Origin of the sequence: Halomonas stenophila (genome assembly GCF_014192275.1) — a bacterium.
GTDB classification, from domain to species: Bacteria; Pseudomonadota; Gammaproteobacteria; order Pseudomonadales; family Halomonadaceae; genus Halomonas; species Halomonas stenophila.
Genome location: NZ_JACHXR010000013.1, coordinates 14,600 through 31,750, shown reverse-complemented (window position 1 = coordinate 31,750; position 17,151 = coordinate 14,600). Strand labels below are relative to the sequence as shown.

Sequence of the window (17,151 nt, the reverse complement as noted above, 5' to 3'; positions counted from 1 at the left end):
TGGCCTCCCGTGACTCTGCGTCCCTATGTCCTTTGACCGCTTGTCTCCCGGGAAGTGGCGCCGTCGTCCAGCCTGAGTACTTACCCCTCGCTGTGGATGCAGCGGCCCGCCACGAAGGTCCTCCGCGGCTGGAGGTCATCGTCGAGCAGGGTCACGTCGGCATCGAAGCCCACGGCCAGCCGCCCCTTGTGAGCCTGCAGCCCGAGCACCCGGGCGACGTTGCCGGCGATCAGGTCCAGGGCATGCTCGAGCGGCAGGATGTCCTCGCGTACCAGGCGCTGCCAGTCGGCGATCAGGGCGGTGTTGCGTGCCACGCGCATGCCGATGTAATCGCCCTGGGCGTCGAACTCGGGCAGGCTGCCGTTGCAGTCGGAGCTGAGGGTGATGCGCTCCCGCGGCACGCCGCGCTCGAGCAGCACGACCACCGCGTCGAAGGCGGAGAGGCCCTCCTCGCCGGGATCCTCGAAGGCGGTCAGGTCGATGCAGGCGCCGAAGGTGAGCGCGTAGTCCGCCGCCTCGTCGAGCAGGGCGCGGCGGCGATTGACGTGGGTGGGGATCAGCTGATCGGCGGGAATCTCGGTCTCGGCCAGCAGCCGGCGCAGCGGTTCCAGGCCGCGCTCGCCGTCGCCGACATGGAAGTGACAGATGCCGCGCTTGCCGGCCAGCAGGGCGCCGACGCGCACCTCGCTGACCAGCCGCTCGAGCTCGTCCTGGCGCGGCTGGCTGGAGCGGTGATCGGAGATCGCCAGCTCGCCCAGGCCGATGACCTCGGGAATCCAGGCCAGGTCGCGCTGGAGATCGCCGGTGAGGGTCGGCGGCGGCACGCGATAGGCGCCGGTGTACAGGTAGGCCGCGATGCCCTCGGCGCGCAGGGCGCGCACCTTGGCCAGCAGGTCCGCCGGCGAGCGGCTGATGCTGTCGGTGCCGAGCACGCCCACCACCGTGCCGATGCCCATGGCGGCGATCTCGGCGGCGGTGATCTCCGGGCAGCGGGTGACGCAGCCCCCCTCGCCGCCACCGCCGGTGAGGTGGACATGCTGGTCGATGAAGGCGGGGACGGCGGTGAGGTCGCGCGCCTCCACCAGGCGCACGGGCCAACCTTCCGGCACGGCGAGGTCGCGGCCCAGCGCCGCGATCCGGCCGTCGGCGATCAGCAGGTCGGTGTCCTCGCGGGGTTCCGGCGCATAGAGGCGCCCGACCCGCAGCAGGGTCAGCAGCGGCCTGTCCCGATCGGCATCAGGCATCATGGGTGCGCCTCGCCGGGGGCGGCGGACGGAAAGCGGCGCCCCTTGAGGCGCTCGATAGCGCCGTCGATGTCATCGATCAGCAAGACCAGCAGGTCGCCTTCTCGGGCTTCATCGAAGGCCCGCTCGATCGCCATGTGCTCGTCGAGGACGATCTCGAGCTCGCAGGCGCTTTCCGGCGCCGCGCCATCGCGCAGTAACCCCGCGGCCTCGCCGACGGCGCGTCCGCGCGGATGGGTCTCGCAGACGAACACGACGTCGTGCATCCTGGCGAGCTGGGCGCCCAGGGCCATGAGGTCCTCGTCGCGACGATTGCCGGGGGCACTCGCCACACTGATGCGGCGGCGCGCCGGGAGGCTGCTGACGAGCTCGTCGAGCGCCTCGAGCGCCGGTACATTGTGGCCGTAGTCGATGAGCACCTGCACACCGTCGGCCGCGACGAGATTGGTGCGCCCGGGATTCTGGCCGGGCGTGGGATGAAAGGTCTGCAGCCCCGTCTGGATATCGGCGACGTCGAGCCCCAGCGCGTAGGCGGCGGCGCTGGCGGCCAGGGCGTTGGCGACGTTGAAGCGGGCATGTCCCTCGAAGGTGATGGGCACGTCATCGACGGGGATGATCTCGGCCTCGACGCGGCCCTGGCGCATCACGATGCGCTCGTTGTGGACGGTGAAGGCCACGCCGTGTTCGCGAACATGCTGACGGATGGCGCGCGAGTCGGGATCCAGGGTGAAGAAGATGATGTTTCCGCGCGCCCACTTCTGGCCCTCCAGCACATGGGGATCGTCGGCATTGAGCACGGCGGTCCCCCCTACGCGCACGGCGTCGATGACCACCGTCTTGCAGCGCGCCAGATCGTCGAGGGTATGGAGGTCGTGCTCGCCCAGGTGATCGCTGGCGATATTGAGCAGCACGCCCACGTCGCACTCGTCGAAGCCCAGTCCACGACGCATGATGCCGCCGCGTGCCACCTCGAGCACGGCATGCTCGACGGTGGGCTCGCGCAGCACGATGGCGGCCGCCTGCGGGCCGCTGTAGTCGCCGCGCATGATCACGTGGTTGTCGATCTCGATGGTGCCGGTACAGGCCATGCCGACCTTCCGCCCGGCGTGGCGCAGCAGGTGCGAGAGCAGTCGCACCGTCGTCGTCTTGCCGTTGGTGCCGGTCACCGCGGTGACGGGAAGGCGGCCGTCGCTACCCTCGGGGAACAGCATGTCGACGACGTGTTGGCCGACATCACGCCCCTGCCCGTGGGTCGGGGACAGGTGCATGCGAAACCCCGGCCCGGCATTGACCTCGACCACCGCCGCCGCCTGTTCCTCCAGCGGCCGGGTCAGGGTCTCGGCGAGCAGGTCGATACCGATGATGTCGAGCCCGATCAGTCGGGCGATCCGTTCCGCCGCATAATGCACCTCTGGGTGGACATCATCGGTCACGTCCGTGGCCGTGCCCCCCGAGCTCAGGTTCGCCGTGGACTTCAGGTAGACGATCTCGTCCTGGGCAATCACGCTCCGCAGGGTCAGGTTCTGCTGGTTAATCAACCGCAGCGACTGCTCATCCAGGTGAATCCGGGTGAGCAGGTTCTCGTGGCCGATGCCGCGGCGGGGGTCCTGGTTGGCCTGGTCCACCAGTTCCTGCAGCGTGGATTCGCCGTCGCCGACCACGTGGGCCGGGCGCCGCCGGGCCGCGGCCACGAGTTTGCCGTCGATCACCAACAGGCGATGGTCCTCGCCCTTGATGTACTGTTCGACGATCACCGACGGATGCTGCCGGCAGGCGGTTGCGTAGGCATCGCGCAGCGCCTGCTCATCCTGGAGGTTGGTGCTCACACCGCGGCCATGGTTGCCGCTGAGGGGTTTCGCCACCACGGGATAACCGATGCCGGTTGCGGCCTCGAGCGCCTCGTCGAGCGATCCGCAAATCTGGCCGATGGGTACCGGGATGCCGGCATCGCCGAGGATCTGCTTGGTCCAGTCCTTGTCGTCGGCGATGCCGTGGCCGAGCAGGCTGGTGCGACACGTCACCGTCGCCTGGATGCGTTGCTGGAGGTGGCCATGCCCCAGCTGCAAGTAGCTGCTCTCCTCACTCAGGCGAGTGAAGGGGATGTCGCGGCGCTTGGCCGCGTCGACGATCGACGCGGTGGAGGGGCCCAGCATGTGGGCGTCGCGCACCTCCTTGAGGCGGGCGATGATCGACGGCATGTCGATCTCGTCCCCCTTGAACAGCCGGGTGACGAAATCGACGGCCTCGACCCCGGCCGCCAGGCCACAGGCCTCGTCCCGATAGCGGTAGACCACGTTGTAGACACCGGTCTCGTAGGTGTCGATGGTCTTGCCGTAGCCGACCGAGAAGCCGATCAGGTTCTGCAGCTCGATCGCAACATGTTCCACGACGTGCCCGGCCCAGGTGCCACGCGCCAGCCGCTCCAGGAAGCCGCCGGGGCGGCCGACCGAGCAGCGATGCTCCTGCAGGGTCGGGATGAGCCCGGTGAGGCGTTCGACGATCCCCGGGATGGTGTCGCTGGGCCGCTCCTCGAGCTCGCTGATGTCCAGCCGCATGAAAATGCTCTGGTAGCGGCTGTAATAATTGGGGCCTCGCAGGGCCCGGTGTTCGAGAATGTTCATCGGCTATCCTCAAGCAAGGCTCTGAGTTCGTCGGCGACGAGATAGCGTCGCGCCTCGACATCGAACCCATGGCCGCTGACCATCGCATGGAGGATCATGTTCTCGATGGCCACCGCTCCTCCCATCGACAACTCGGTGATGTTCGAGCTCGCCAGGTCGCGGCTGTCGATGAGGATGACATGCCCCGGCCCGATGGCTTCGAGAATCCGGTTCGGGTGAACGATCACGGCGGCATCCTCGCCGAGCCCCACGCCCAGGTGCTCCGGATTGCTCGCCCCGACCTCCATCAAGCGCGTGAAACGCCCGCGTTCGAGGAAGTGGCTGTCGATGATGAGCCCATCGACGAAGCCGAGGCCGGAGGTCATGTTGACGGCTCCCTTGCGCAGGGCATCCGCGGCGTTGCCATCGTAGATCATGGTCCCCGGCATGGCCGCCGCGCCGGCACTGGTTCCGGCCACGACGGCGCCGGCCAGCAGGCGTTCGCGAACGGCCTTCAGCGTCGCCGAGCCGCCCAGCACATTGGTCAGGCGTAGCTGGTCACCGCCGGTGAAGAAAATCACCCCGCTTCGCTCGACCAGACTGGCATTGCCGGCGTCGGCGGCTTGCTTGCGATCCTGGATGTCAAGCGCATGGACCCGGCTGGCGCCCAGGCGCGTGAAGGCGGCGACGTACTCGGGGAGTACCTGATCGGGAATGCTGCTCGCCGTGGCGATGACGGCGACCTCGTGACTGCCCTCGGGGGCGAGAGAGAAGACCTGTTTCAGGATTTCGAGATCGGATGTCCTGTCCTCGGCACCGCCGATCGCCACGATGTGGCCAGGTGTGGCGGTCGGCTGAGATGTCATAATCCCGTTCGTCGCCCAGCGACGCTCTTGAGGAAACATTGGATCCATGGCCGGGCGGGCAATGGCTGAATATCCTGATGCCCGCCTCCCATTGTTTCATGGTATAGCAGCCATACCCCGGCGCGACCAGACCGCTGTCGACGGGTGTCGCCGGCGGAAGGAGGAATCATACCGAGCGATTCGCCTGGCCCAGCAGCAGATCGCCCTCGATGGGCACGAAGCGGCTGGCCGACTGGATCAGGGCATCGGCGGTGAGGGCGGGTACGCCGTAGACCTCCACCGCCACGCCGAACCTCTCGCGCAGGCGGTCGGCCAGCAGGGCGAAGTCGCCGTCCCCCGAGGCCAGCACCACCACGTCCACGTCGCCGGCGTACTCCATGGCATCCAGGGTGATGCCCACGTCCCAGTCGCCCTTGGCCGAGCCGTCGGCGCGCTGGATGAACGGCTTGAGCTTCACCTCGAAGCCGATGGCCCGGAGGATGTTCTGGAACTGGCGCTGCTTCTCGTCGCCGCGGTCGATGGCGTAGGCGATGGCCTTGACCACCCGCCGGCCGGCGCTCGCCCGTGCCCAAAGGGCGTTGTAGTCGACATTGCGCCGATAGGCCTGTCGGCTGGTGTAGTAGAGGTTCTGGACGTCCAGCAGGATCAGCGCTTTCGGCATCGAGGAAACCCGTGAGTGAGGGGGGAGCGGGGAGGCACAGGATGGCGCTTGCCCCGGGGAGGCACAAGCTCGACGAGGCAGGCAGTGGCGGCGGGTGGACCGCCGCCCGTGGCCGGTCATGGTGCGAGCCGGTCTCTCCCGGTGCCGGACAGTCGTCGGCTCACGCCAGCTTGTGCCGGGAGCTGAGGATATGGTGCAAGCTCTCGCTATGCACGCTATGCACGCTATGCACCAGCGGATCCTCGTAGTTGATCACGACCTCGGAGTGGGCCAGCACGTAGGCCTTGCCGGTGATGGTGTTCTCCACCACCTGGTGAGTGCCCTCCTGGCGGGTGCCGGTGAGCTCGCCGATGAAGCCGGTCTCGCGCAGCGACACGGTCTCGAGCTTGTCGCCCGGCTTGAGGCGGCCCTCATGATGCATCAGCGCCAGGCGCGCCGAGGTGCCGGTGCCGGTGGTGCTGCGGCAGATCACCCCGGGGTGCACGTAGGTGGTCGAGCGCGAGCGATAGAAGTCGTCGGCGACCTGCTCCACCGGGCCCATGAAGTGCAGGAAGGGCAGGGGGCCCACGTCGCCCAGGGTGTAGTGGGAGAAGCCGCGTTCGGCCTGCAGCGCCTCGACGATCCTGAAGGCGCAGTCGGACAGCGCGCGTTCCTCCTCGCGCACCAGCGAGAAGCCCAGGTCGGCGGCCTCCACCAGGGCGTAGAAGCCGCCGCTGTAGGCGACGCTGTAGGTCACGTCGCCGATGGTCGGCACATGGATGCTGCTGCGATAGGTGTCGATATAGCTGGGCAGGCCCTCGCAGGTGATGGTCTCCACCACGCCGTCGACCACCTTGGCCTCGATGTGCACCTGGCCGGCTGGTGACTCGAGGATGAAGCGCTGCACTCCCTCCTGCTTGGGCACCAGGCCGGCCTCCAGCACCGCCGTGGCGGTGCAGATAGTGTTGGAGCCGGAATAGATGGGGTAGCCCATCACCTCCATGATGATGTAGCCGACCTCGGCCTCGGGGTCGGTGGCCGGCACGATGAGGTCCACCGACATCTCGGGAATGCCGTAGGGCTCGTCGAGCAGCAGCCTGCGCAGGCCGTCGGCGTCGTCGCGCAGGTAGTGCATCTGGTCGCGCACCGTGGCGCCGGGCAGCGGGTCGATGCCGCCGAGCACGATGCGGCTGACGTCGCCGCCGGCATGGGTGTCCATCAGCTGGATCTTCAGTTCTTCCTTGCTCATCGTGTTCCCTCGAGCGCGAAGGGGGCGCCGTGTTGCGGCCACTCGGAATCCGGGACGATCACGATCTTGCCCAGGTAGTTGCTGCCACGATTGACGAAGTAGCGCTCCGCCTCGTGCAGCTCGGAGAGCTTGAAGGCCGCGTGCAGCACCGGCTTCAGCTGGCCGCCGCGGATCCATTTCACCAGCTGCTCGGCCTCCTCCCGGGTGCCGTGGGAGACGCCGAAGATCTGCACCTGGTAGAGGTAGACGCGGGTCCACATGATCTCGCTGACATTGCCGCCGCTGGCCCCGGCGATGGACAGCCGCGGGTAGCTGGTGCGGCGGTTCATGTCGACGATCATGGTGTCGATGAAGCGGTCGGTCATGTCGCCGCCGACCAGGTCCATCACCGCATCGATCGGCGAGCCGCCGGTGACCGCCTTCACCTTCTCGTCGAAGTCAGTCATGTCGGAGCGGTCGAGCACCGCCTCGGCGCCCAGTTCGAGCAGCGCCTGGGCCTTGTCGCGCTGGCTCAACGCATAGGGGATGGCGCCCACGATGCGGCACAGCTGGATCAGCGCCGTGCCCACGCCGCCGCTGGCGCCGGTGACCAGCACCCGCTCCCCGGCGCGGACCCGGGCCGCGGTCATCATATGGTAGGCGGTCTGGTAGGAGCACATGCCCATGGCCGCCAGCTCGGCGTCGGCCAGCTCCGGGTTGGCCACGTGGTGGAACTGGTCCGAGGGCACGGCGATGTACTCGGCGAAGCCGCCGTCGGCGCCATGGCCGTAGTAGTCCGGGGTCAGGTTGATATCGCGACGGGCGTCGGCATAGAGGTTGAAGTCGAGCAGCCCGCGCTCGCCGATGCGCGAGGCGTCCACGCCCTCGCCCACGGCGACCACCCGGCCGACCACGTCGGCGCCCTGGATGCGCGGGAAGGTCAGCGTCGGCGAGCCGCCCATGGCGAAGGAGGTCACCTCGCCCTTGTCCTTGGTCGGGTAGAGGCCCTCGCGCGCCTTGCGATCGGTGTTGTTCTTCGCCGTGGCGGTGACCTTCACCAGCACCTCGCCGGCGGCGGGTCGCGGGGTGGGGACATGCGTGTCATGGACCAGCTTGTCCACGTCGCCATGGCCGGTCAGCAGCATGGCCGACATGGTGGCGGGAACTGTTTCCGGCAGGGACTCGGAGCCCATTGGCTACCTCCTGGCATTGGCGGGGTTCGAGGGCTGACGATAACAAACTCGCGGGGACACGCCATCGGTGGTTTTTTCCGATTTGGGCGCGGCTGGCTGGGGGTTTTTTCGGTATGGCTCCTCGCTCCCCCGTGGCGCGTGCCCCGCCGGGGCGTCGCTCAGGCGGGCCGCCAGGCCGCCTCGTTGACCAGGCTGATGGGGCGCTGCCCCTTCAGCGCCAGGCGCAGGTTGTCCACGGCTCTCTGGGCCATGGCGTTGCGCGTCTCGTGGGTCGCCGAGCCGATGTGGGGGAGGGCCACCACGTTGGCCATATGGGGCAGCGGCGACTCGGGGGACAGCGGCTCATGCGCGAAGACGTCGAGGCCTGCCGCGTGGATCTGGCCGGTCTCCAGGGCGTTGATCAGCGCCGCCTCCTGGATCACCCTGCCGCGGGCGATGTTGACCAGGATGGCCGATGGCTTCATCAGGCCGAACTCCCGGGCGCCGATCATGTGTTCGGTCTCGACGGTCAGGGGCACCGTGATGCAGACGATATCGGCGTCGGCCAGCAGGGCGTCGAGCTCGCGGCGTTCGGCGCCGAGCTCCGCCTCGAGGTCGGGCTTCGGGGAGGCGTTGGAGTAGAGCACCTTCATGCCGAAGCCCAGCGCACCGCGTCGTGCGATCGCCGCACCGATGCGGCCGAAGCCCACCAGGCCGAGCGTCTTGCCGTGGACATCGGTGCCGAAGTGCTCCGGGCCGATGCCCTGCCGCCAGTCGCCGCGACGCACGAACTCCGCCAGCTCCACGGCACGGCGGGCGGTGGCCATGATCAGCAGGAAGCCGGTATCGGCGGTGGTCTCGGTGAGCACGTCCGGCGTGTTGCACAGCAGGATCCCGCGGCGCGTCAGCTCCTCGACGGGATAGTTGTCGTGGCCCACCGAGATGGTGGCGATGGCCTCCAGCCTCGGCGCCATGTCCAGCAGCTCCGGGGTGATGGTCAGGCTCGAGCCGATCAGGCCATGGGCCTCGGGCAGGGCGGCCCGGAAGGCCGGATCCTCGGAGGAGGCCAGGCCGGAGAAGTCGCGAACCTCGAACTCCTGGGCGAGCTGGGCCAGTTGCTCATCGCTCAGGCGCCCATAGGCCAGGATGCATTTCTTCATTTGGCATGTTCCTCATGGTGGCGGGTGACGACGGCTCGGTTACCCCTCGATTCTGGCTATCGAAGCCGTGGACGATCACGGCGGTTCTCACCTCGAGGTCAATATATTGCATGCTGTACTCACCAGGGGGTCGAAGGCAGTCGACCGATGCCGGCCTGGACAGGGGATAGACTCTATATACGAAACCACCGATTCGTCTGGCCGTCGAGTGTCCTCCGCCGACGCGCCGGGCCGGCCGCGTGGACCCGGCTGACGGGTAGGTCATGGGCCCGAGCCTGGGAGGCGCCGGGGCTGGCGTGTCAATCATCGTGGAGGGGGCTTCCCGGATGGGAAGGTCTGGAGGCGGCACCATCGGGTGCCGCCGGCAGGGAGGGGGCGCGTGCCCTTCAGTGACGCGGGTCCCAGAGACGCCCGCGATGCGCCTCCTCGTAGCCCATGGTGCCGTAGGGCACGCTGACCAACTCGAGCTGCATGCCCCACGGCGCCATGAAGTAGACCCAGGTCAGGCCTTCCATCGGGCCTTCGGTAAAGGTATGGGGCTCACCGAGCACTTCCACGTCTTGTTCCCTCAGGTAGGCCACGGCCTGGTCCATGTCGTCGACATAGAAGGCGATATGGTGGCCGCCGATGTCGCTGTTGCGTGGCGGCTCGGTGCGCTGGTCCGGCGCGGTGTACTCGAAGATCTCCAGGTTGGTGCCATCCCCGCAGCGCACCAGGTGGGCGGCGGGGATGGTGGCCTTCGGGTGGACGTTCAGGTTCACCGCCATCCAGTCGTCCTCGAACGGGCCGAACGGTCCGATGGTGAAGAAGGCCTGGCAGCCGATCACGTCGACGAAGAAGTCCACGGCGGCCTGGCGGTCCGGGACGGTGAAGCCGAAGTGCTGGGGGCCGCGCATGCCGGGCAGCTCGGCGAGGGCGGCCTGGCTGGTGGCCGTGATCAGCAGGACGGCGAGGCTTTGCTTGGCGAGTGGTGCCATGGAGTGTCTCCTGTGGTGTTGTTGTTGGTGGCGATTCGGGTCACCGTCCAGGAGGGAGCAAGTCGCGTGCCAGCCATGCCGGGGGTCTATGAACGTCGGCAATGGACTGTTTCCAAGCGGAAAATCGCTGGTTGTGCAGGTGGCAGGTAAACGGCCGTGGGCGTTGGCATTACAGCTGTCATGTGACAGGTGTCGCAGGCTGTTCACCAGGATGTCTCTCTTCGGCAACAGCGGCGTCGCCGCCGTGCCACATGGGGCAATCGGCCTCGGTTCGCTAGAATGGCGATCAACCACTCTCTATCTGGAGTCCTTATGCGTTGTCGAACCCTGCTGCTCTCGACCCTGTTGATCGCCGCCACCTTCCTGGCGGGCTGCAGCTACACGCCGGCGCGGATCAGCTCCGAGCCGTTGGTCGAGTTCGGCGATCACCACGACGGCCACGACCACGACCGGTATCGCCACGGCGGCGGCTTCTGCCCCCCCGGCCAGGCGAAGAAGGGGCGCTGCTGATCCGGCGGGCCTGACCATGAACGGACGGGGGAGGGGCGTCATGAACATGGCCAGAATCGTGGGGCCCGCCATGCTGATGGTGGCGGCCCTGACCCTGGCGGGCTGCAGCTATACGCCGGCGCGCGTCATGAGCGAGCCGTTGATCGAGATCGATGGCCACGATGGCGGCTATCACCGCCACCATGATCACTATGAGGATGATTACTGGGAACACTATGGCCATGACCGCGACCGCCACTACGACGATCGGCATTACCATGACCGGCGTCATTATCGAGATCGCGACCGGCACCGTTCCCGCTTCTGTCCGCCGGGCCTGGCCATGCAGGGGCGCTGCTGAGAATCGCCCGGCGTGACCGGCCCGGACCTCCGGCCCTAGGCGTTCTGCAGGGCCGCTTCCAGTTCCCTCAGCCGGCCCGGCACCAGGGCATCCTCCACGGCGGTGATACGCAGCATGTGGCCCAGCGACGGATGGGCGGGGCGGGCGATCAGCTTGCCTTGCTGCAGCAGGTCGGCATGCACGCGCTTGGCCAGGTCCGCACTGGCCAGGCGGATGCCGATGAAGTTGGTGGCGCTCGGCAGCACGTCGGCGCCGAGCTCGCGAAAGTGCCGGGCCAGCCGCTCCCGCCGGGCGATGACGTCGCGGATGTGCCGGTCGATCTCCTCGGGGTGATCCAGCACCACCTCGGCGGCCGCCAGGCTGAGGGTGGAGACGGCGTAATGGATGCGCACCTTCATCATCATGGCCAGGGTGTCGGGCTCGGCGATCGCATAGCCGACCCGCAGCCCCGCGAGCCCCAGCGCCTTGGACAGCGTGCGGCAACGGATCACCCCGGGCAGGGCCCGGCTGAAGCCCGAGGCCGCGGCGTCGTCGCGGAAGTCATGGTAGGCCTCGTCCAGCAGCAGCCAGCAGTCCTCGGGCAGATCCGCGCGCAGCCGCGAGACGCTGGCCTCGTCGTGGACATGGCCGGTGGGGTTGTCCGGGTTGGCCAGGTACACCAGGCGGGCGTCCTCCTCGTGGGCGGCGCGCACCAGGGCGTCGAGGTCCGGGGCGAGCCGCTCGGCGTCCTCCCGGTAGTCGACCTCCACCAGGCGACAGCCCTGGCCCCGGGCGAAGTAGCCGAAGGTGGGGTAGGTCCCGGCGGAGGCGACCACGGTGGTACCGGTCGGGGCGACGGTGCGCAGGGCCAGTGCCAGCAGGCTGTCGCAGCCGGCGTCGACCAGCAGGGAGTCCACCGCGAAGCCGTGGCGGTCTGCCAGGCGCTCGCGCACGCCCAGGGCCTCGGCGTCCCCATAGCAATAGACGTGCTCCGTCATGGTGTCGCCAAAGTGCGCGCGCAGGGCGGCATGGGGCATGTCGAGGCCCTCGTTGGAGCCCAGGCGGTGGGCGATCTCGTGTCCCAGGCGCCGCTGCAGCACCCAGATGCCGGGAAAGGGGTTGTCGGGACCGGGCGAGGTGAGGTGGTCCGGGAAACGCGGCATGAGATTCTCTCCTGGCGATGGTGGATGGGGCTCTACCGAAGGCTACAGGGAGAGCCGCCGGGTCGGCCAGTGGGGTGGAGGACTGGCCCGGCAGCGCCGCGCGCGGGATGACCAGGCTCGCCGAGGCGCCTCGTGCGACGGGCCTTCACCTCGCCGGTTTGCGTTCTTCAGCGGCTCGGCCCATGGTGGAAGGCGTCCTCGTCGCTTGCCATTGCCGCACCTGCCCACGGTGCTGGTGCAGGAGGGCGGCTACCCCACCGATCACCTGAGTCACAATCTGGCCGCCTTCATGGCGGGCTTCACCGGTGCCTGAGCGCCCCCGACCGAGTGGGATCACCCCATGAGCCTGACCCATCACGACAGCAACACCCGCATGAGCCAGATCGCCTTCCACAACGGCACCGTCTACCTGGCCGGCCAAGTGCCTGGCCGCCCGCCGGTGCGCGCCGCGGTCGAGGCCCCGCTGGCCAAGCCCGAGTGGAAGGTCGAGATCATGGTCGTGGCCGCGTTGCCGGAGGCCTGAGATGCGTATCATCGACGCCGAGCAGGTGGCGGCGGCGATCGAGGTCTGGGAGCGCCAGGAGGCAAGCGAGTGAGCATCACGGCGGTGGAGGCGGTGGCCACCGGCGGGCTGGGCGACGACCTGGCGGCCTACGGTGACTGGCTGACCCCGGCCTGAAGCTCGGGCGGCGGCGCCAAGAAAAACGCCACGACGCGGGGCGTCGTGGCGATATCTCCATCCTCCCTGGGCATCGTCCCGATGCCGCGATAATCCTCCCTGGGGGGCGTCCTGCCCCCGTGCGTCCCTGGCAACGCGAGTGGCAGTGTCCCTTGCCGGTCCCGTCTCGGGCAGGATCAGTATCGGCGGGGCGGATGACGGTGCCGTGACCGGGAAATGACGACTCCGTGACGGCTCAGGCGTCGTCCAGGCCTTGTTCCACCGAGCTCAGCAGGCCCCGCAGCAGCGAGAGTTCCTTGCGCGAGGGCCGGGCGCGGGCGAACAGCGCCTGGAGCTGTTCCTCGGTGCGGGCATGGGGCTGGGTGATAAAGCCGCTGGCCTGCATGACCCGGGACAGGTGGTCATGGAAATGCCCCAGCTGCTCCCGGGTGGGTTGGCGGTCATGGGAGGGGCGGGGCGCCCGGAAGTCGCTGTCCGGGCGCTGTCGCCAGGCCCGGAACACCTCGTAGGCCAGCACCTGAACGGCCTGGGAGAGGTTGAGGACGCCGTAGTCCGGGTTGGCGGGAATGCTGACCTGATGGCTGCAGTGGCGGATCTCGTCGTTGGTCAGGCCGAAGCGCTCGCGACCGAAGACCAGGGCCACCGGATCGTCGGTGGCGTTGGCCATCAGGGCATCGGCCATGTCCGCGGGCTCATCGAAGTGGGGCAACGGCAGGCTGCGCAGGCGGGCGCTGGCGCCGACCACCTGCACGCAGTCGTCGACGGCCTCCGCCAGCGAGCCCACCACCCGGGCGTTGTCGACGACGTCCTCGGCGCCGGCGGCGAGTCGCGAGGCCTCGGGGTCGGGGAAGCAGCGGGGAGTGACCAGCACCAGGTTCTCGAGGCCCATGGTCTTCATGGCCCGCGCCGAGGCGCCGATGTTGCCGGGGTGGTAGGTCTGGACGAGGACGATGCGGATGTTCGATAGCATGAAGGCGAGAGGGAAGCTGGAAGAGTGAAGATCGGCGCTTCGCGCCTGGAAGAGGACATTCTACACTGCCTCGTCATCCTTCTTCCTTCTTGAAACTGAAAAGACCCCCGCCGGTCACCCGGCGGGGGTCTCGATCAGGCTGGGCCTGGGGGAGTGGGTCGGCTTACATCATGCCGCCCATGCCACCCATGCCACCCATGCCGCCCATGTCGGCGCCACCGGCTTCCTTCTCGTCCGGATCGTCGGCGATCATGCACTCGGTGGTGATCATGAGGCCGGCGACGGAACCGGCGGACTGCAGGGCGCTACGGGTGACCTTGGCCGGGTCCAGCACGCCCATCTCGAACAGGTCGCCGAACTCGCCGGTCTGGGCGTTGTAGCCGAAGTTACCCTCGCCGTCCTTGACGCGGTTCAGGATGACGGAGGCCTCCTGACCGGCGTTGGTGACGATCTGGCGCAGCGGGGATTCCATGGCGCGCACGGCGATGGCGATGCCGTGGGTCTGGTCCTCGTTGTCGCCCTTGAGGCCGGCGATACGGGTCAGCACGCGCACCAGGGCGGTACCGCCCCCGGGCACGACGCCTTCCTCGACGGCGGCGCGGGTGGAGTGCAGGGCGTCCTCGACGCGGGCCTTCTTCTCCTTCATCTCGACTTCGGTGGCCGCACCGACGCGGATGACGGCGACACCGCCGGCCAGCTTGGCGACGCGCTCCTGGAGCTTCTCGCGATCGTAATCGGAGGAGGTCTCCTCAATCTGGGCGCGGATCTGGCTGACGCGGGCCTCGATGTCATTGTCGTTGCCGGCGCCATCGATGAGGGTGGTGTTCTCCTTGGACATGGTCACGCGCTTGGCGGTGCCCAGGTGGTCCAGGGTGGCCTGCTCGAGGTCCAGACCCACTTCCTCGGAGATCACGGTGCCACCGGTGAGGATGGCGATGTCCTGCAGCATGGCCTTGCGACGGTCACCGAAGCCCGGTGCCTTGGCGGCCGCGACCTTGACGATGCCGCGCATGGTGTTGACCACCAGGGTGGCCAGCGCTTCGCCCTCGATGTCCTCGGCGATGATCACCAGCGGCTTGCCGGCCTTGGCGACGGCCTCGAGGGTCGGCAGCAGCTCGCGGATATTGGAGATCTTCTTGTCCACCAGCAGGATGAACGGATCTTCCAGTTCCACGGCCATGGTGTCCTGGTTGGTCACGAAGTACGGCGACAGGTAGCCGCGGTCGAACTGCATGCCTTCCACGACGTCCAGCTCGTCCTCGAAACCACGGCCTTCGTCGACGGTGATGACGCCTTCCTTGCCGACCTTCTCCATCGCCTCGGCGATGATCTCACCGATGCGCTTATCGCCGTTGGCGGAGATGGTGCCGACCTGGGCGATGGCGTTGGTGTCGGTGCAGGGCACGGACAGAGCCTCAACTTCCTTGACCGCAGCGATGACGGCCTGGTCGATGCCGCGCTTCAGATCCATCGGGTTCATGCCGGCGATCACGCCCTTCAGGCCCTCGGTCACGATGGACTGAGCCAGCACGGTGGCGGTGGTGGTGCCGTCACCGGCGACGTCGGAGGTCTTGGAAGCGACTTCCTTGACCATCTGCGCGCCCATGTTCTCGAACTTGTCCTTGAGCTCAATCTCCTTGGCGACGGAGACACCGTCCTTGGTGACGGTCGGGGCGCCGAAGGACTTCTCGATCACCACGTTGCGGCCCTTCGGCCCCAGGGTAACCTTGACCGCGTTGGCCAGGGTGTCGACGCCTTTTGCCATGCGAGTGCGTGCATCACTGGAGAACTTGACTTGTTTCGCTGCCATTTTCGTATGCTTCCTGTGAGTTCGTGAACGTCAGTATCGGGCGATTGCTAGCGGGTCGCGGCTCAGCCTTCGACGACGGCCAGGATGTCGGACTCGCTCATGATCAGCACTTCTTCACCGTCGATCTTCTGCTTCTCGACGCCGAAGCCATCCTTGAAGATCACGGTGTCGCCGACCTTGACGTCGAGCGGGCGCACGTCGCCGCTGTCCAGAATCCGGCCGTTACCGACGGCGAGGACCTCGCCACGAGTCGGCTTTTCCTGGGCGCTGCCCGGGAGCACGATGCCGCCTGCGGTCTTCTGCTCTTCTTCAACGCGACGGATGACGACGCGATCGTGCAAGGGACGGATGTTCATTGCTCACGTTCTCCTGATGGTTTGCTGTGCCGGGGCGTCGCTGCCTCGGCGGTTTTCATCATCATCCCGCAGCGGGCCGCGGGGTGAAGGCGTCTCCGCCTTCGTGTGGATGGCCCCGGCAGGGCCGGGGCCGAAGCTCGTTGCTGACGGTTAAGTGGGGCTGCTGTCGGGGCTTTCAAGGTCCCGGCGAAAAATTTTTTGGCTCGTCAGCCCCGGCGCTCGTCGTGCCCGATGAAGTCGCCCTCCAGGGGTTCGCCCCGGCTATCGGTATGGGCTTCCCGCGTGGCGTCGCCGCGCGGCGCTTCGGCTTGCTGCCAGTCGGCGTCGCTGCCCTGACGGGGGCGGTAGCCGCCGGCATGGACATGCGCGCCCCCCATGCGCAGGCCGACCCGGCCGAGCAGCTTGCCCAGCAGGCGGCGCGCATCGGGGATCAGGCACATGAAGCCCAGGGTGTCGGAGAGAAAGCCCGGAGCCATGAGCAGGGCGCCGCCGAAGATCAGCGCCGCCCCGGTGAGCAGTTCGCCGGAGGGGACCTCGCCCCGGGCCATGCGCTCCTGGGCCCGGGCGAAGGTGGCCACCCCTTCGCGGCGGATCAGGTGCAGGCCGATGAAGCCGGTGCCCAGTACCAAGGCCAGGGTCGTCAGCAGGCCGATCTGGCTACCGACGGAAAACAGGAGCACGAAATCGAGCAGGGCAAAGACGGTGAAGATGAGAAGGAAGGGCATGATGACTCCGCTAGGTCGAATGCCGAAGACATGGGGGCGGGGCAGGAAAAATCAAGCGATCCCGGGGCGGCCGGGGAACTGCGCCCTAGGGAGGATACGGCGTCGCCACAGAAAATGTCGGCCTCGATGCGCGATGACATGCGGGAGCGTATCACCGCCGGCGTGTTCCTCAAGCGTCTGGGCCAGCCCCAGGTCATCGCCGAGAGCGCGGCCTTCATCGAAGAGAACGACGACTTCACCGAGCGGGTCATCGAGTGTGGAGGGGGGCGGATCCGTGAGGGGGAGGAGGCCACCGGGGCGCGGCCCGGTGGCCGGACGGACGAGACGGACTAGAAGCTCACCTGCTCGGCGAGGGCATCGACGGTGGTCTCGCCGATGCCGTCGACCCGGGTCAGGTCCTCTGCCGAACTGAAGTCGCCGTTGGTCTCGCGCTCCTCGACGATGGCGGCGGCCTTGACCTCGCCGATCCCGGGTAGCTCGGCGAGCAGGGCGGCATCGGCACTGTTGACGTTCACCGGCGCCATCTCCTGCGCCAGGGCGGGGGCGGCCAGGCCCAGCAGCAGGATCAGGCCGAGGAGGGCGAGGCGTTCCTTGAGCATGCGTGGCATACCGATCTCCTTGTGTCGCTTGGACGGGGGCTTGCGAGCAGGCGAGCTGCCTGTCTTCAAAGCTAGTGCCGCCAGCGGGTGGCGAAGCTCAGAGATTCCCGCCAGCGGCTGTCAGGGAATGGCG

General features: G+C 67.9%; 18 protein-coding genes. 4 read left to right on the top strand and 14 right to left on the bottom strand.

Going from position 1 to position 17,151, the window contains the following annotated elements; translation table 11 throughout:
- Positions 1-80: 80 nt before the first annotated feature.
- The 8 genes from iadA to FHR97_RS16895 all read right to left on the bottom strand — a co-directional run bounded on the left by iadA (position 81) and on the right by FHR97_RS16895 (position 9,887).
- On the bottom strand, positions 81-1,247 hold the full coding sequence (iadA, locus tag FHR97_RS16930; protein WP_183384977.1) for a beta-aspartyl-peptidase: 1,167 nt from the start codon (positions 1,245-1,247) through the stop codon (positions 81-83).
- Positions 1,244-3,865, bottom strand: a complete 2,622-nt coding sequence (gene cphA / locus FHR97_RS16925; RefSeq protein ID WP_183384976.1) for a cyanophycin synthetase — start codon at positions 3,863-3,865, stop codon at positions 1,244-1,246. Before cphA ends, iadA begins: the two co-directional genes overlap by 4 nt.
- Complete coding sequence (locus tag FHR97_RS16920; RefSeq protein WP_183384975.1) at positions 3,862-4,710, bottom strand: cyanophycinase; 849 nt, start codon at positions 4,708-4,710, stop codon at positions 3,862-3,864. Before FHR97_RS16920 ends, cphA begins: the two co-directional genes overlap by 4 nt.
- A 166-nt stretch (positions 4,711-4,876) precedes the next feature.
- Entirely contained in the window at positions 4,877-5,371 is a 495-nt protein-coding gene (locus FHR97_RS16915; RefSeq protein WP_183384974.1) for a LabA-like NYN domain-containing protein, read from the bottom strand.
- Between the two features lie 160 nt (positions 5,372-5,531).
- On the bottom strand, positions 5,532-6,599 hold the full coding sequence (locus FHR97_RS16910) for a proline racemase family protein (protein WP_183384973.1): 1,068 nt from the start codon (positions 6,597-6,599) through the stop codon (positions 5,532-5,534).
- Positions 6,596-7,771, bottom strand: a complete 1,176-nt coding sequence (locus tag FHR97_RS16905; protein ID WP_183384972.1) for a zinc-binding dehydrogenase — start codon at positions 7,769-7,771, stop codon at positions 6,596-6,598. Before FHR97_RS16905 ends, FHR97_RS16910 begins: the two co-directional genes overlap by 4 nt.
- Before the next feature lie 158 nt (positions 7,772-7,929).
- Positions 7,930-8,910 carry a 2-hydroxyacid dehydrogenase gene (locus FHR97_RS16900; RefSeq protein ID WP_183384971.1) on the bottom strand — a complete coding sequence of 327 codons (981 nt, stop codon included), beginning with the start codon at positions 8,908-8,910 and terminating at the stop codon, positions 7,930-7,932.
- 386 nt (positions 8,911-9,296) lie between these two features.
- Positions 9,297-9,887, bottom strand: coding sequence for a VOC family protein (locus FHR97_RS16895; protein WP_183384970.1), 591 nt, complete (start codon positions 9,885-9,887; stop codon positions 9,297-9,299).
- Between the two features lie 312 nt (positions 9,888-10,199).
- Between FHR97_RS16895 and FHR97_RS16890 the strand changes: the two genes are divergently transcribed.
- Both FHR97_RS16890 and FHR97_RS16885 read left to right on the top strand, forming a co-directional pair.
- Positions 10,200-10,397: a hypothetical protein gene (locus tag FHR97_RS16890; RefSeq protein WP_183384969.1), complete on the top strand. Its 198-nt coding sequence runs from the start codon at positions 10,200-10,202 to the stop codon at positions 10,395-10,397.
- 40 nt (positions 10,398-10,437) lie between these two features.
- The gene (locus tag FHR97_RS16885) at positions 10,438-10,737 is read left to right on the top strand and encodes a hypothetical protein (RefSeq protein WP_246404107.1); all 300 of its coding nucleotides are present in this window, start codon (positions 10,438-10,440) and stop codon (positions 10,735-10,737) included.
- Between the two features lie 35 nt (positions 10,738-10,772).
- On the opposite strand, the gene FHR97_RS16880 is transcribed toward FHR97_RS16885, so the two are convergent.
- A complete protein-coding gene (locus FHR97_RS16880; RefSeq protein ID WP_183384968.1) occupies positions 10,773-11,879 on the bottom strand; it encodes a pyridoxal phosphate-dependent aminotransferase in 1,107 nt (368 codons plus the stop codon).
- A gap of 340 nt (positions 11,880-12,219) precedes the next feature.
- Between FHR97_RS16880 and FHR97_RS16875 the strand changes: the two genes are divergently transcribed.
- Entirely contained in the window at positions 12,220-12,402 is a 183-nt protein-coding gene (locus tag FHR97_RS16875; RefSeq protein ID WP_183384967.1) for a RidA family protein, read from the top strand.
- A 391-nt stretch (positions 12,403-12,793) separates the two neighbouring features.
- On the opposite strand, the gene FHR97_RS16870 is transcribed toward FHR97_RS16875, so the two are convergent.
- The 4 genes from FHR97_RS16870 to FHR97_RS16855 all read right to left on the bottom strand — a co-directional run bounded on the left by FHR97_RS16870 (position 12,794) and on the right by FHR97_RS16855 (position 16,419).
- Complete coding sequence (locus FHR97_RS16870) at positions 12,794-13,528, bottom strand: RNA methyltransferase (RefSeq protein WP_183384966.1); 735 nt, start codon at positions 13,526-13,528, stop codon at positions 12,794-12,796.
- 163 nt (positions 13,529-13,691) lie between these two features.
- On the bottom strand, positions 13,692-15,338 hold the full coding sequence (groL, locus tag FHR97_RS16865; RefSeq protein ID WP_183384965.1) for a chaperonin GroEL: 1,647 nt from the start codon (positions 15,336-15,338) through the stop codon (positions 13,692-13,694).
- 62 nt (positions 15,339-15,400) lie between these two features.
- Positions 15,401-15,694, bottom strand: coding sequence for a co-chaperone GroES (locus FHR97_RS16860; RefSeq protein ID WP_035595572.1), 294 nt, complete (start codon positions 15,692-15,694; stop codon positions 15,401-15,403).
- A 206-nt stretch (positions 15,695-15,900) separates the two neighbouring features.
- Positions 15,901-16,419 (bottom strand): FxsA family protein, encoded by a 519-nt coding sequence (locus FHR97_RS16855; protein WP_183384964.1) that lies wholly within the window; start codon positions 16,417-16,419, stop codon positions 15,901-15,903.
- Between the two features lie 126 nt (positions 16,420-16,545).
- Here FHR97_RS16855 and FHR97_RS16850 point away from each other — a divergent pair, with 126 nt between their 5' ends.
- Complete coding sequence (locus FHR97_RS16850; protein ID WP_183384963.1) at positions 16,546-16,752, top strand: hypothetical protein; 207 nt, start codon at positions 16,546-16,548, stop codon at positions 16,750-16,752.
- Here the strand turns inward: FHR97_RS16850 and FHR97_RS16845 are convergent.
- Positions 16,749-17,027 carry a ComEA family DNA-binding protein gene (locus FHR97_RS16845; RefSeq protein WP_183384962.1) on the bottom strand — a complete coding sequence of 93 codons (279 nt, stop codon included), beginning with the start codon at positions 17,025-17,027 and terminating at the stop codon, positions 16,749-16,751. The two genes, FHR97_RS16850 and FHR97_RS16845, sit on opposite strands and share 4 nt — an antisense overlap.
- Between the last annotated feature and the right edge of the window lie 124 nt (positions 17,028-17,151).

Coding starts and splice junctions, on each gene's coding strand:
- iadA (WP_183384977.1), bottom strand. CDS start 1,247: ATGATGCCTGATGCCGATCGGGACAGGCCGCTGCTGACCCTGCTGCGG.
- cphA (WP_183384976.1), bottom strand. CDS start 3,865: ATGAACATTCTCGAACACCGGGCCCTGCGAGGCCCCAATTATTACAGC.
- FHR97_RS16920 (WP_183384975.1), bottom strand. CDS start 4,710: ATGACATCTCAGCCGACCGCCACACCTGGCCACATCGTGGCGATCGGC.
- FHR97_RS16915 (WP_183384974.1), bottom strand. CDS start 5,371: ATGCCGAAAGCGCTGATCCTGCTGGACGTCCAGAACCTCTACTACACC.
- FHR97_RS16910 (WP_183384973.1), bottom strand. CDS start 6,599: ATGAGCAAGGAAGAACTGAAGATCCAGCTGATGGACACCCATGCCGGC.
- FHR97_RS16905 (WP_183384972.1), bottom strand. CDS start 7,771: ATGGGCTCCGAGTCCCTGCCGGAAACAGTTCCCGCCACCATGTCGGCC.
- FHR97_RS16900 (WP_183384971.1), bottom strand. CDS start 8,910: ATGAAGAAATGCATCCTGGCCTATGGGCGCCTGAGCGATGAGCAACTG.
- FHR97_RS16895 (WP_183384970.1), bottom strand. CDS start 9,887: ATGGCACCACTCGCCAAGCAAAGCCTCGCCGTCCTGCTGATCACGGCC.
- FHR97_RS16890 (WP_183384969.1), top strand. CDS start 10,200: ATGCGTTGTCGAACCCTGCTGCTCTCGACCCTGTTGATCGCCGCCACC.
- FHR97_RS16885 (WP_246404107.1), top strand. CDS start 10,438: ATGAACATGGCCAGAATCGTGGGGCCCGCCATGCTGATGGTGGCGGCC.
- FHR97_RS16880 (WP_183384968.1), bottom strand. CDS start 11,879: ATGCCGCGTTTCCCGGACCACCTCACCTCGCCCGGTCCCGACAACCCC.
- FHR97_RS16875 (WP_183384967.1), top strand. CDS start 12,220: ATGAGCCTGACCCATCACGACAGCAACACCCGCATGAGCCAGATCGCC.
- FHR97_RS16870 (WP_183384966.1), bottom strand. CDS start 13,528: ATGCTATCGAACATCCGCATCGTCCTCGTCCAGACCTACCACCCCGGC.
- groL (WP_183384965.1), bottom strand. CDS start 15,338: ATGGCAGCGAAACAAGTCAAGTTCTCCAGTGATGCACGCACTCGCATG.
- FHR97_RS16860 (WP_035595572.1), bottom strand. CDS start 15,694: ATGAACATCCGTCCCTTGCACGATCGCGTCGTCATCCGTCGCGTTGAA.
- FHR97_RS16855 (WP_183384964.1), bottom strand. CDS start 16,419: ATGCCCTTCCTTCTCATCTTCACCGTCTTTGCCCTGCTCGATTTCGTG.
- FHR97_RS16850 (WP_183384963.1), top strand. CDS start 16,546: ATGCGCGATGACATGCGGGAGCGTATCACCGCCGGCGTGTTCCTCAAG.
- FHR97_RS16845 (WP_183384962.1), bottom strand. CDS start 17,027: ATGCCACGCATGCTCAAGGAACGCCTCGCCCTCCTCGGCCTGATCCTG.